This window comes from Amycolatopsis sp. NPDC059021 (assembly GCF_042739895.1).
GTDB lineage: Bacteria > Actinomycetota > Actinomycetes > Mycobacteriales > Pseudonocardiaceae > Amycolatopsis.
Genome location: NZ_JBHYIQ010000018.1, coordinates 12,441 through 27,932, shown reverse-complemented (window position 1 = coordinate 27,932; position 15,492 = coordinate 12,441). Strand labels below are relative to the sequence as shown.

1 protein-coding gene (cut by a window edge) is annotated in these 15,492 nt (G+C 68.2%); it reads left to right on the top strand.

The genetic code is table 11. The annotated features are described in order from the left end of the window. Positions 1-15,492 carry the 3' portion of a toxin glutamine deamidase domain-containing protein gene (locus ACFWX1_RS13595; RefSeq protein WP_378387024.1) on the top strand. Its footprint begins 58,149 nt before the window's first position, so only the last 15,492 of its 73,641 coding nucleotides appear in the window; its start codon lies beyond the left edge, outside the window; it ends in the stop codon at positions 15,490-15,492.

Here is a 15,492-nt window from a genome sequence, read left to right as displayed (position 1 = left end):
GATCAGTTCGCGATGGACTCGTCCGCCGAGCAGATGGCCGATCTGTCCTGGCAGGGGGATCCTGAGCTTGACTCCGTGCTGTGGTCGTTCGGTGATGAGCCGTCCGCTTTTGGCTTGGAAGACGAGCAGGCCGTTCTTGGCTTGGACCATGCGCAAGCCGGGATGGACGCCGGCTTCGGGTATGCCGATCTCGCCGGTATGGGTGGCGGCCAGGACTTCTCCCTGGCCGGTGTGGATCCTGTGACGCTCGCATCGGCATGGTCGGAGAGCATCGATCCGTATGGTGCCGTGCCGGGGCCGGAGCTTTGGCTCGAACCCGCCGGGCAACCCGAGGGTGTCGAGGCGACGCCCGAGTCCTTTGTGGATTCCGAGGAGACGCGTCGTGCGCGGTTGGCCGAGGGCCCGGTGGTGGCGAAGGGGCAGTTCGAGAACCCGGTTGATCCGGTGCTTACGCAGGATGACGTTGTCAAGGCCGGTGTTGTCGCCGAGCGGATTGGCGAGCTGGTCGGTGCGGGTCACACATCGGTTGATGTCCTGCTTGTGCAGTCCGGACCGCGTTCGATGCAGGAGAGCCATAACGCCGCGTCGATGGTGATCGGCGAAGCTGTGCGGGATGCTGTAGATCGGATTCTGCGTGCTGGTGGTTTGCCGCTGTCCGATGTCGACGCGTTGACTTGGCATGTGTGGCACCGGATTGTGGAGAACGCTCCGGTTTCGGATTTCGGCAAGTGGGAGTTGCGGCTGCAACCGACGAGGTCGGGGATTGATACACAGCGGCAGGCCAGCGTCGATCTGGATGACCTGCACGATGCCACGCCGGAACCGGGGTATCGGTCCGGATCCGACATGGACATGTCGGGTGTTGAGGAGACTCCTGCTACGAGTGTGGATGTCGAGTTGCCGTCGACGGAGGAGTCGCTGCGGTCGCGCACGTTCGATGTTCGCGCGTTTGATTTGGTTGTGGGTAAGTGGGAGTTCGAGGTGAAGGGGGAGGGGGGAGGTGAGTTGTCGGTGGATGGTCGTGGTGTGCTGGGGGAGTTCGCGGAGGTTTTCGCGGGTAATGTGGTGTTGTTGCGGGAGAATGGCCGGGAGATGCCGGATGTTCGGTTGGTGATTTCGGCTGGCTGGAAGTGGTTGGAGATTCATGGTTCTGCGTTGTTTGATGAGGTTGAGCGGGGTTTGCGGAGTGCGGTTGAGGGGCGTGGTGTCGATGGTAGTAATGCGTGGCTGAGTTTCGATCGTGTCGAGGAGGGGCAGGGGCGCAAGGATAGGGCTCGGGCTGAGAAGGTCGAGTTGCGGGTGTATGGGGCGGAGTATTTCACCGCGGAGGATTATCGGGCCAGGCGGCGGCTGAGTTTGCCGTTCCTTGGCCGGGGTGTGGGGTTGCCGTCGGCGGCGTCGCGTCGGTTGGAGTTGTTGGTGGAGGGTCTTGTCCGGCGGGTAGTGGACAATACCGATCGGGGTGATGTGCCGCGTTTGCTGCTGGATCTGCGTAGCTCTGTCCGGGTTGCGGAGGGGCGCGCGGCGGTGGTGACGAGGTTGGTGAATGCGGCGGTGCGGTCGGCTTTGCGGTCGGTGCCGTCTGAAGACTTGAGTCATCGGTACGCCGAGTTCATTCGCGAACATATTGTGCTGCGCCAGGCCAATACGACGAAGAGGCCGGTGCTTTTCGCTGATGTTACCGGTCCGGCGCACGCGCTGGATAATAAGGTGCAGTCGGAGTCGAAATCTGCCACGTGGACCGGCGGGAATGCTGACGTGGGACGGATTCAGCAGTTGCCGCCGTCGCTTGGGGACCGGGTTCGTCGGGGACGGGTTGAGGCCCAGGTGGTTGCTCAGTGGACGGGCGAGTGGGATCCCACCCGGCCTGGGGAGTTGTCTGAGGATAGTGGTGCGGAGTTGGCGAGGGAGGTCGACAAGCTGGCCAAGGGTGTGCGTGAGCGGGCCGGGCGTGGTGTGCAGATGCCGGATGTGCGGCTCTATTATCGGGCGGCTACTGTAATCCCCAGTCATGGGGTGTGGGCGGCGCCGCATGAGTGGTTGGCGCGGCGGTTACGGGAGGCGATCGAGGAGGATCGCGGTGAGGTCCCCTCCGGGCTGACTTTCACCCCGGTTACCCAGCAAGGAGAGGCGGGGGCGTCCGGTCCGGCTGTCGGGTTCACGGCGCGTTTCACGCCGCGCGTTACCGAGGCCAGCTTGCGGAATGCTCGGGTCCTTACGGAGTTCTTCATGCCGCGTCTGAAGGTGTTGTCGGAGTCGGTGCGGCAGCGGGTCGGCTGGATGGCTGCGGGTTTTGCGCGCCGGTTGTACACGGATCCGGATGCGGTCGGGGACACCTTGGTGGCTTCGGTGGTCGTGTCTAGGCTCAGCGCGTTGTCCATGAGCGCGCGGGTGGCGGCGGTGCGGACGGTTATCCGCGACGAGGTTGCCAAGGAACGCGCCGCGCACGTTCGCGGGTTGCCGGACGAAGCCGCCGCCAGGGTGTTGTCGGTTGATGAGGTGATGACCACCTTCGTGCGGTTCGTGCCCTACGGCGACCCGAATGCGGGCGGCGCGGTGCTGCTTGACGTGCTCGGGCCGGGGGAGGCTGAAGGGGTCGCGAGGAGGACGGGGCTGTTTCATACTCTTGATCAGAATACGTCGTGGTTGTTCGAGGATGATGCGGAGGCGGTCAGGGATTACGGTGCGTGGTTGGGTGGGGTGATCGGCGGGCTGGATCCGGATGCGGAGTTGCCGGATGTCCGGGTTGCTGTGCGGTCGTTGGTGGTACCTGATACCAGGCAGATGGAGCGGTTGGAGGCGTCGTGGCGGGCGATTCGGGAGCGTACGGAGGCTTATCTCGTCGGGTTGTTGCGTGAGCGGATGGCTGGTGTCGATGATGCGATGTTTGCCCGTCTTCCAATCACGTGGACGTGGGATCGGGCGAACACTGGTTATGACGGTGAGGTCGTGGTCAGTGCGCGCGGTCCGTTCGGCCGGACTCGGGACTATTACCGTGATGCTCCCCAATTGTGGTTCGGCTACGTGTCGCGCCGTAGCGCGCGGTTGCCGGTGGCGGTGGAGTGGCAGGTGGGTTGGGCGGTGGAGGGTTTTGTCCGGCTTTTCCGTGCGAGTTCTGTGGGTGCGCGTCCGGTGTTGGAGATCGGGGTTGCTGCCGGGGGTGGGGGGGTTACTGGGGAGCGGGTGCGGAAGTTGACGGTGTTGGTGGAGCGGGCACTGCGGCGGTATGGGGGGTCGTTGTTCGGGGCTTTGCGTGCGCAGGTGAAGATCGGCGCGGATTCCAGGCTCAGGATTGGTTTGCGGCTTGTCCGGACGTCGCCGGTGGAAGAGGACACGCCGGGGTCTGGGGCGAATCCGCCTGTGCGGGGTGCGGAGGAGGGTGCTGGTGAGTCGGTGCTTCGTGCCGAGCGGGAGCGGGAACAGGCGCGGGCGTTGGAGCGGTTGGGGCTGGCGCTGGCGAGGGAACACGAGCAGCAGCGGGCGCGGGAACAGGAACCGGACTCGGAGGACGACTCGTTGTTCGGTGGTGACGTTTCCTCGGATGAGGCGATGCCGGATGCGGACGACGGTTCGTCGTCGGATGCGTCTGGTTCGGTCTTGATGGCTGATGTGCTCGGCGACGTTTCCCTCCCTCGGCCCCAGGCGTCGCCCGGCGAGCCGCCGGGTTCGCCGACGCGACAGCTTACGGCGGATTTGCTGGGCGAAACGCAGAATACGGAACAGATCGCGCCTGCAGTGGATACGCCTGGTGCCCGATCCGAGAACGTACCCGAGTTGGACGAGGAGACCGCCGAAGCGCTCTTTGATGAGCTGATCGATTTCGACGACCAGAACGTTCCGCAGCCGGAAGCCGGGCGTGGTGTGCGGTTCGAGCGTCCCGCGGGGACGGTGGGGGATCCGGTTCCGTTGGCGGACCTTCTTCCGGCGGACAGCGTTGTTTTGTCCGATGTGGACTTTGAGCCACTGGCCGACAGGGCGGGCAAGGTCAATGGCGTGTTTTTCCCGGGGGAGCCGGGTGAGGCCGATATCGTGAAGACGGCGTTCCGGCGGGGCGCCGGTGCGCGGGGCGCGTTCACCGTCGCGATGCATCACGACAAGGACGGTTTCCTGGTCCGGCGGAAGTCGGATGGCAAGCGGCTCCCGCTCTCCGAAGCGGGTGTGGTGCGGCTGCTGCTGAGTGCCGGGCTGCCAGGGGAACAGGGCTGGCGGCAGGCGGCCGAACTGATGTGGTTGAGCTGCCGGATGGCCGATCCGGAATTGGGTGACCGGCTGGGGCGTGTGGCGGACCTGGTGCGGGGGCACGGTTTCGCGGGCAGGGTCGTTGGTCCGGACGCGCCGGTCGAGCTGCGTGAGGATGGCGAGGTGCGGCTGCCGGAAGGTGGTTCCTTCGTCGGTATCGGCCCTGACGGTGAACGCCACACCGACCCCGCCGGCGCTGACGGCCGTCCCGATGACGGCCGGCCGATCCGGGCGGTGCGCCTCGACCGGAACAACGACTCCGGCCAGGCCGCGGTCGCCGACACAGTGGACGGTGACCGCTCGGCCGTTGCCGGTCCGGAAGGTGAGCCCGCGAACCGGCTGCCCGAGCTCCAGCTGGACCTGGACCGCTTCGCGGACGACGTTCTCGCCGAACTCGCCGAGCTCCAGGGCGACCAGCCCGCCGTGCCGGCGAGCGACGTCGAGAATCAGGCGGCGACCGGCGGACCGCAGGTCACTCCCGAGGACTCGGACCGCGTCGATCTCGAAGGTCCTGGCCGGTCCGTGGAGCGGCAGGCGCTCGTGGCCTACGACCAGGTGACGCACGGATTGCCCGAACTGGCGCTGCCCGGGGCCGAAGTACAGGCGAAGGTGGCCGAGTACGCCGTGCTGGCCGCAGACGGAAAGCTCGAACGCCGGAGCCTTCCGGCGGAGACGCGGGACCAGCTGGTCGCATTGAACGACACGCTCACCACGACGGACGACCAGGCGACCAGGGACCGGGTGCGCGCGCTGGTCAACGAAGCCCTGCTGGCCGCCAGCCTGGTGCCGACGCGTGAACGGCCGGGACGCGCGAAGCGCTTCGAGCACGGTGCCGAGGTGGACCGCCGGGCGATCCAGCCGATCGCTCCCGCGCGGCTCACCCAGCTGCTCGACGAGGTGACCGACCTGCTCGCCCGTGGTCAGGACCCGTTCTCGGGGCCGTTCTCCCCGGTGTACGGCCTGGCTGTGCCGACCGGCGCCGAACTGCCCGTCCGGCTGGCCACGCTCGGGCTGGTGAATCTCAGCAACGAGGGCAGGGCGGCGGTCGCCGCCGATCCGTTGTTCTCCGCTCTGCTGGCGAATCCGGCGGCGCTGACCGAGTCGTTGTTCGCTGGTACTGGCCATGAGGAGCAGTACTTCATCACCACCTGCGTGGCGGCGGTGGTCGACGCGAGTGTTCGCAGCCGGGTGCCCACGGTCGCGGCCTTGCTGCACCTTGGCCGCGTTGTGGCGAACGCGACCGAGAACCGCCTCGGCCGGCTGCCCGCCGAGATCCGGACCAGGCCGGACCGGCCGTTCGGCCGTTCACACGCGGAGATGGTCGGTAAGCGGATCGCGGACGCGCGAGCCGAGTTCGCCGCCATCGAGCGGCGTGCGCGCGACCTCCTCGGCGCGGACCAGGCCGACCCGGCGGTGCGCCGTGCGTGGCGTGGTCTGACCGAGCGCTGGGGCCGGTCCATGCAGAAGCTGGCGGCCACCGAGCCCAACGGGGACCGCGTACCGGTGCTCACCCCCAAGGTGCTGCGGGATCATTGGTGGGCGAGCGCGGTGCTGATGTCGCCGTTGGTACTGGACCGCCCGAGCCGCCGGCTCTCCGGTGTCGATCAGGGGCTCTGCGTAGCCAAGTTCCAGTCGCAGCTCGCGCCGGAACCGGACGGCTCGCTGTTCGGGGCGAACGACCAGTTCTCCGACAGGGCTCGCGGCGTTCGCCTGGCGGCGAATCTCGCGACGCCGGAACAGCGGGAGGATTTCTGGCACCGGGTCGCCGCTCGTGGCGGGGCCACGCTCGAAAGCCCGGACCACGTGGTCTACCTGCAAGTGACCACTGTGGACGGTCGCGAGGCGTTCGTGGTGAACGACCCGATGCGCTCGAACCCGGCGACACTCACGCCGGATCAGCTCGTGGCGTGGGCAACTCGCTCGGACACGAAGGCGAGCGAGACCCTTTTCCCGCCGGGAACAGGGGATTACGGTGACGAGGAGTCCGTCGGCTCCTATGACGAGTTCGTGCGGGTGCCGGTCGTGACCGCGTCCGGCGCGCACGCCGGGACCTTCTTCCCCACCGAAGAAACACCGCTGGAGCTTTCCCGCGCACCGGCCGAGCCGGAGCACGGGGCCGCCGCGACGCGGAGTTTCCCGAACCCGTCGTGGCCGGACAGCGACAGTGAGAGCGACGCCTCGACGATCACACCCGACCCCGTGATCGCGATCGACGGTGAGAGCGGTAGCGATACCGCTTCGGTTCGTAGCGCCGTGACCCCTGCAGTGTCCGAAGTGGACAAAGCGGCGCGTGACCAGGCCAACGCACAGCTTGCTGTGCCACATACGTTCGACCTCCACGGCGATCCTTCGGCGGTCGCCGGGGTCCGGTCGCTGGCCGGCGCGCTGGACACCTCGATCCGCTTCCAGCGGGCCATCGGGCTGCCGGTGCCGCGGGTCGACATCAAGGGTCCGCCGCGGGACGCCGAGCACGTCGCCCACCTGGTGCGGACCGAACTGGACGGAGACCCGGCACGGGGGCTGCCGGACATCGTGGTGTCCTCGGTCATGTCGGGGCCGGTCACGGTCGAGGTATCGGTGCCGCGGGTGCCGCGTGGTGCGGACTACGCTTCCAGCCCCGTCGCGGCGGGTGGGCTCAGCTTCGACGCGGGTTCCCGGCCGGGCAAGGCGCATTGGGATCCGCTGTACGCCGCGTTGCCGCCGAGTGACGACGGGCGCAGGCCGTTCTATGTCTTCGTCGCCGGTCAGGGCGGCAGGTTCCTGGTCAACGGTTCCTTGATCGATGGGCCGACGCTCGCCGAGCACGTCCGGAACTCGCCGGAGTTCCGGTGGCACGCCGCCGGCCCGGAGGTGCCGGTGCGGCTGGTCGGAGCGGATCCGGCGCACCCGGCCGAGTCGGCTCGGGCCGCGAGGGAGTTCGCCGCGGCGTTGCGGGGCGACGGGCCGTTCCGCACGGTCGAAGCGGCGACCGACGTGCTGGTGCGCAACGCGGCGGACGAGGCCGTTCCGGCGAACAACGGGTCTTTCCCGCTGGTCGCCCAGATCCGGCCGGGCGACGTCGTTTGGACCGCGCTGTCCGATGTGGACAAGAAGCAGTACGGCATGGGATTCGCCTCGCCGGCGCGCCTCACGGGCGAGACGAAGGTGCCCGATTCGGCGACCGACCAGAGCCGCCGTGTCGTGTACGAGGAGCACGTCGACTCGCATGGCGGCGTGGTGCGGACGCTGAAGACCCAGCCGTGGGCGTCGGCGACGGACGGCTCCCGGACGCGTCCCATCGAGCTTCACCTGGACAGCGCCGGCGCCATCTACGACGTCCCGTTGTCCGACGGGTCGACCCGGCCCCTGCCCGCGAGCGTCACGGCGGAGCTGACCTTCAAGTCCTCGATGTTCCAGCGGCTCACCGCCGGACCCGTGCGCCCGCCGCTGGTGATCTTCACCAACGACGACCTCGCGAAGCCGGGCACGGCGAGCCGGGGCAACGCCGAGCTGCTGGCGAAGCTGCGCGAACTCGGCGGCCCGGTGCAGAGCTACGACTACGCGGGACCGGTCCGGTACCGGTTCAGAACCCCCATTCCGATCGTGGTGCGGGGCTCGAACTTCACCGAGAGCGCTCCACTGCGTGTGCGGGACGTGGTGCGCGTGTTCTCGGACGACGTGTACGGCTTCCCCGTGCCGGATGGTGCCCGGGACCCGGCGGCCGAGACCGGCGCGTTGCGGGATCTCGTCGCCGCGATCCAGAACGGCTCCGCCGACCTGGAGGGGGTGTGGAGCCCGGAGGTGCCGCTGATCGTCTCGGTGGACGCCGTCGACGGCAGCTACGCACGCGTCGCGGCCGAGGCCGGCGGCGTGCGAGAGCTGGACGGCGGGCAGCTCGGGCGGACGCTGCTGACCGATCCGGCGTTCCGTGCGCGGCTGAAGAACGAGCCGGACCGGCCGGTGCTGCTGGTCGCGCGGAACGGCGGTAGCCGGGCGAACTTCGGCGGGCTGGGCTTCGATTTCGCCGGGGCGCTTCGGGCCGAGAAGTTCTACAACGACGTCTACGCGCCGACCGGCGAGGCACGGATCGAGCCGGACAGGATCGGTCTGGCCGACGACTCGGAGTTCGTGCTCGTGTCGGATCTCCGTGCCGGGGACCTGCGCACCAGCGTGCTGAAGAACCGCGACGGCGAGCCGGTCGCACTGTACGTGCGGGCCGCCGGCGACGAAGCATTGTACGAATGGGCCGAGGCATGGGCCTGGAACGCGACCACCGACCGGCTGCGCAGCTACCGGATCACCACCGACGCCGGTGGGTGGACGATGACGCGGTCGGAGGCCTCTCCGTGGCCGGTGCTGCCGATGTTCGTCTTCGCCGGTTCAGGTACCCGCGGCTACCGCGGCACGTTGCTCGACGGCACCGTCAAGGACCTCACCCACGCGAAACTCGCCCAGGTCCTCCGCGCCGATCTGGACCTGCGGGACATGCTCAGGGGTGGCAAGAACTCCGGCGCCGCCCGACCGCTCGTGCTGGCTTCCCTGGACGGGAAGGCCGCCGGAGGCCGCGAATTCACCCAGGTCTTCAGCGCGGGCGGGTACTCGCGGAACGTACACGTACCCCCCAGCGGCCTCACGCTGTCCGATGACGGCAGGATCACCTTGCGGGACGCGGGGTTCGTCACTCATCAGCCGCCGAGCCGCGGGCCGGACGACTTCGTCGTCCACGCCATGGCCAATGAGCGGTTGGGCGTGTACGGGGAGTACTACCCGCTCGACGAACTCGACGCGTTTCATATGGCCTTGCCGGCGCAGGTCGACACGGCGGTACGGCAGCGGTACTACTTCCGGGAAGTCACCACGACAGACGCCCAGGGCAGGATCACCCGGCGATACGTGGCTTATCTCGCCGACTGGGCGGGGGCCACGGCACAGCCCTGGCACACGGATGGGCACGGTACTCGTCAGGGCTTCCTCTTCGGCTTGCTGACCGACCGGCCGTTGCGGTTCGGCGACCGTGAAGTCTTCGACGGGGGCGACGCGGCCCGCGTCGTCATGGCCGGCGACATCTACCGGCAGGCCGGTCACGATCCCGAGGCTCCGGTCGTACTGGGCCAATGCCTGTTGAACGCGCCGCCGGGTGGGACGGGAACCAGCCACGCCGATCGATTCGCGCTGCGGCGGTGGAAGATGACCGGTCACGCGGTGGAGGTCTTCGGCGCCACCGAGCCGGTCACGGTGGTGCCCACCAATGCGAGCCGCTACTTCCAGGGCGAGGGTCTCTTCACCCCGGCGCTGGGAGCCAAGGATTCCGCATCGGAGATCCGGCTCGACGAACTCGCGGTGAGCCGGATCGGGCAGGCGGAGGTCACGTTCGCCTGGGGGAGCACGAGGATCCCGAACGCTCAGGTCGAGCGGGTACGCGAGCAGGCCCGGCGGGTCCTTCGCGCCGCGGCGTGGCGCGACAAGGTGTGGCGTACGAGCACCAGCTCCGCGCACAACGACGCGGGCCTGCCCGAGATCACCATCACCGGTTACGGCAGCCCGGTCGACGGACGCGACGCCAAGGCCATCGGGCAGCAGCGCGCGAACACCATCAGGGCGGTGTTCCAGGACGAACTGCTCCATGAGTCGGTGCGCCTGGCCCTGCGCGGCCTGGACATCGAGATGCGTGACCTCGTGATCCGGGTCGTGGGCGCCCGAGCACCTGGTCACGCCGGGCAGGCCTCGACGATCGACGTCCGGCTTCCCGTACGAGAGCTCGGCGCGAAGGCGCTGGCCAACGCGTCGAACGAGCTCACCAACGAGGCTGTCGCCGAGGTCAACGCGGCGTTCGCCCCGCTCGTGCCCGGCTGGTCCGATCCCGGGTCCGTGGTGCCGGGTGAGAGTGGCGGTGAGAGCAGGGATGCTCTTGCCGCCTTGAACGCGGCGTTCACTTCGTTCGCCTTCGGCCCGCTCGCGGTCTCTCGTGCTGTCAGAGGCGATTTCGAGCCACCCACGCTTCCGGCGGCGGCGGTCTACTCGCCCACCGCGGACTCGGCCGGCGGCATGGCTCTGGTGCCGGATTCGTCCCAGCGCGACGGATGGCCTCGGCGGATGTACGCCACGCACGCCAATCCGGTGCGCTCGACGGAAGTGGCGAGCGTCGACTTCGAGGCACCGCTGTACATCTACGTCGAAGCCGGCGAACACGGTTTCCGGGCGGGTGACCGTGGCGGCTTGAATGCGCGCGAAGCGGCAGAGACACTCCTGCGTGACGGACCCGAGGTCCTGGCCGACCCGGCGACCGACGTCCGGCTCGTGGTGCTGGCCCGCGATGATGCCGGGCACGCGTGGCGGCTGGCGGGGGAACTGGCCGACGCATTGCGTGGCAGCGGCCCGTACCGCGCCGTCCGGGCGGCCGTACCGGCTGTCGATCCGGCCGCCCCGGCAGAGCCCGTCCCACCGCGGGACGCCGACTTCCGGCTGGTGTCCTCGCCCCGGGCGGGCGACGCGCGCGTGGCGGCCCTGACCAACCTCGAAGGCCGCACGCACGGGTTCAGCCTCGCGGGCAGCGGGTGGGCCGATCGGGGTGTCGCGAAGTCGACCACCCACGCCGAGCGTGTGGTGGCGGCTGTTCATGTGGATGCGCAGCACGCCTGGGCGACTCTCGAGGAGCGCTTCATCCCGGCATACTGGCGGTTGGAAGACGGCCAGAAACCTCCACTGTGGATTTATCTGGAGGCCGCGGAGTCAGGCGACCTTCGGGTCGGCTTGAGCGGCGGCCGCCACACGGTCGAGATGACCCCGGAACAGACGGCCGCGGAGTTGTACGCGGACCCGCTGTTCCGTGCGGCATTCGACGGACCGGTGCGCCCCGCGCTGAACGTGGTGACTCGCGACGTCGCGCCGGATGCGCCGCAACGTTCGCACAACGACCGGTTCGTGGACGAGCTGGCCCGGCTCAGCGGTGGCAGGTCGGAGAGCAACGGCTACGCGGGGAAGGTGGGCTTCAGCGACACCGGCATTCTGTCCACGGACTGGATGATCGGATTCGCGCACCGGCCGACACCGTACGAGGACGCCAGGATTTTCCATACTGGTTCGGTGTTCGGTTTCCCGTCGCCGGCAGGCACGTGGTCGCGGATCGCGATGGCGGAGTTCGCCGAGCAGGTACGTGCCGGCCGGGTCCACAGTGCTGTGTGGGGCAAGGCGAATCCAGTGTTCGTGCTGGCTCCCGGCTCTGGCGTGAGCACAGTGGTGTCGCACGCGGGTGGCTTCGTCACCGAGGAGAACGGCTTCTGGGCAGCGTCCGCTTTGATCGCGAACCGTGAATTCGCCGATCTGATGATGGCCGATCCACGACGACCTGTCGTGGTGATCACCCCGCATGGCGCGGACCGCTGGCAGCGTGGTGCCGTCGGCTTCGACTTCACGTCCGCGCTGCACATGATCGGCGACTTCCGCGAGGTGTATTCGACCGTCGGGGAGATCGGTCCGCACTGGGATGCCGATCGGCTGCCGTCGCTGGCTCTCGTGTCGATGCCCCGGGACGGCGATCTCGACCTGATGCCGATCCATGCCCCGGACGGTTCCCCGAGGGCGTTGCTGATCCGGTCGCAGGGCGACGAGGGTCTGCTCGCGCAGTTGCGGGAGTGGGCGAACGCGAGCACGAACCAGGTGCTGAACACGATTACCCTGCCGGACGGGTTCGTCACACCCGCACCGTGGCATGGCACGGAAAAGCCCCCGGTTTTCATCGTCGCCAAGCGGTCGGACGCCGGATACGAGGGTCAGTTCCGCGGCGGGCGGGCAACCCTGACTCCCGAGCACCTGGTCGGCGTACTCCGTGACTCCGGTGTGCTGCGGTCCCTGCTCGGTCGCGGTGTACCGGGGGCCGATCTCGCGCGAGGACAGGAGCCGTCGATCGCGTGGGCGTCCGTCGGCGGGCCGTTGCTGGACAGGCAGGCTCTCGTCAGCGGCATCAACGCTGGTGGGTATTCGCGCGCGAACCACTCCTCCGGTGGAGAGTTCAGGTTCGAGCCCGATGGCACCGTGGCGTCCACCGAGGCGCGGTTCTTTTCGACGCCGCCGCCGGAGCCGGAGCCTGACCGGGTGCTCACCTATTCCGCCATCGACAAGGACGGCAAGCGCGTCGGACAGTCCTTCCCGTCGGAGGACTTGGACGCGGCCCAGGATGCTTTCGCATCGCTCGTTTCCGGCTCCGCTGACCGTAAGACCTACTTCAGGCAGAACGAGATCGACGACAAGGGCAACGATGTAAGCCACGCCGAGAATGGGAGAGAGAACAGCAACACGGATCTCGTCGAATATGTCGCACTGCCCGAAGACGACACCTGGCGAGTGATCGCACACGGCCTGAGGCAAGGAATGATCGTCGCTCTGAAGCGGACGGATCCGCATACCAGGGGTGACTACGTCACGCTGTACGGCGTGCCGGCGGCCAGCGTGATTTCCGGCAGCGCGCTCTTCCAAGCCGCGTATCCGGACCGGACGCCGTCGCTGGCTTTCGATGTCTGTTCGCTGAACAAGGGGACAGCCGCGCTTTCGATTGTGCGGGGGTGGAAATTCCTGCGGCCGCACCGTCCGGTGCCCGGTGCGATCGCTGCGAGTGCCGCGATGTCCACACATTCCGGCGGCACGCGCACGGCACGGGGCGGGATGCGGATGGTGATCGACGGGGGCACCATCGGCGAGGCCGGTGTGCCGGACGACGAACAGGTCCTGGTCAAGGCGGCCGATCTCACCGTCGGCCACATCGCCGACGTGCGGGTGGGGCCCGGCTTCGCCGATCAGCGAGAGGCGCTGGTGGACGCGGCGCGGAAGACCGCACGGGCCGTCGCGGGCAGAGCCAGCCGAAGGAGAGGTCATCGGGCCAATTCGGTGTCGATCGTCGCCGGTCCGCGGGAGAGGGACCGGGCCGAGTCCGTCAAGACGATCTTCGAAGAGGCGTTCAAGGACGAGGCCGCCAAGCTGGCGAAGACCTTCGCGTTGTGGTTCGACCCGGCTTCGGTGCCGATCCGGGTGCTCGAGTCGGATGACACCGAGACAGGGCACGAGGTACTGGTCCAGGTGCACCTGGAGAACACCGCGAAGCCGGCTCGCCGCTCCACGACCCCGGTAGCAGGAGATGGCCGTCCGGACGAGTCCTTGCCGAACGGTGGCCCCGGCGATGTCATCACGTTCGATCCCCGGACGGGAATTGCGGAGGTGAGTGGTGGTCGTGTCGACGGGGTCGATGGTGAGTTCGTGATTTCGTTCGATCCGGAGTCCGGGGTCGCGGAGGTGGGCGGTGGTCGTGATCTCGGTACGGAATTCGCGGGCGATGTCATCACGTTCGATCCTCGGACCGGGGTTGCGGAGGTGGGTGGCGGTCGTGATGCGGGGGTCGATGGTGAGTTCGTGATTTCGTTCGATCCGGAGTCCGGAGTCGCGGAGGTGGACAGCGCTCGCGGCGCCGTCGATGCCGCACAGCGGAGTTTTCCCACCCTGGACTACGAGTTCCACAGTGACGGCAGCGAACCGCAGTTCTTCTGGCAGGCTCGGCAACCGGTTCTGGACACCCGGACCGAGCGGTTCCCGGCGGTGCTGCCCGTGGTCCTGACGGGAACCGATGAAAAACCGGATATGATATTTTCCGCGGACAGCACGATCGGTCGCGTGGTGGACACTGTCGAATACTGCTATCGGAGCTTCTACGCGACTCAGGAAGTGATCGCCGACGCGAGGGCGCGGCTCACCGAAGTCGGCAGCTCGATGCGGTTGCGGGTGAATCCTGGCAACACTGTCACACGTCACGGGGTCACGCTGGTGATGGTGACACCACACTTCGGGCGCACACCGCCGGCGGTCTGCAGTGAGTTTTCGCAGAAGATCGTGGGTGGTTCGCACCGCCAGGCAGTGCTGCGGCCGGCGGAGGGAATTCCGGCGACGGGCAAGATCGCTGACGGCGGCCCGTTGCATTTCCGCGGGTCGCACGAGGTGGCCGACGCGATCTCCCGGTTCGTGCGGACTCCGGACGCGATCGAACACGTCACGCCGCAGTTGGCAGGCGACTACATGTCCGCCCATTCGGTGCGCCCGCCGCTGCCGGGAAAGGAGTACGGCAGTGCCCTCCGCCGGGGTACCGACGAGCGAGCCAGGACCGACCGGGTCGCCCAGCGCCTCGGCGTGAACCAGTTCGCGTGGGCCAAGCCGGGTGAGGCATACCTGATGCAAGGCATCGCTTCGGAGGGGGAGACGGGCCCCCGCTGGGACATGGACTACAGCCACACCACGGATGGTGAGCAATTGTCGTCAGGATGGGGCTATCACCTCGGTTCGGTGGTGGTGAGCAGCGCCGCGGACGACATGCAGTTCACGGTCGAAACGGTCAGGGCGGGGGGACGCCGCAGGCACCTGCTGAACGAGGCGATCGAGGAAAATCTGGCGATCCACGGAGCGGAACTGCCGGGCCTGCGGCGACGGCTGGAGGCGGAGCCGGACACCAGTCCGGCGCAGCTCGCCCTGGCCGACGCGCTCATCGACGTACAGCGCGCGAGAGAAGTGATCGCCGACCCGGCATCGACGGACGCCGGACGCCGGGTCGCCAGGTTCGAGCTGGGGCAAGCCGAGTTGGCGGCGCGCATGGCGCTGACGGCGACCGCGGGACCGGAGCGACTGCCGCCGCTGGGCACGATGTGGTACCTGTACGGCTACCGGAAGACTGCGGACGCCTCGTTCTTCGGAATCTGGAGTCACCTGGGCGCACCGCGGGAAAACCGCCAGATCGCCAACCCGTTGACGATGGTGGCCACGGCCGTCAGCGTCGTGCTGCGGTCGACGGTGCCCATGGCGGAAGTGAAGGGAATCGACCCCGCGCTGGTCGCCGACGGAGACCGGATACTGCCCGGAATCGCGGGCGTCGTGGTGGCCGGCTTGGCGAAGGAAGCCGCGAAGGCGGTACTGTGGCAGGATCGCAACGACATGCCGCTGTCGGAGATTTTCCTGCACGGCTACGGCGACGACCGGCTGACCGGCAAGCGGGTCGGCCGGCGGCGCGCCGAGCTGGTCGCGGCCGCGTTGCGGCGAGCGCTGGCGCGAGCGCTGGACCAGTTGCAGTCTCGCCGTCCTCCGGGCGCTCGCAGGGTGACGGCCGACCAGATCCGGATCGTGACGATCTCCCACGGCGTCCAGGACCCGCCGGAATCGGTGGATCCCCGGAACGATCGGCGCAAGGTGTACGTCGAGATGGCACCCCCGAAGCGGCCGGCCGACGGAACGAACGAAGGACCATGA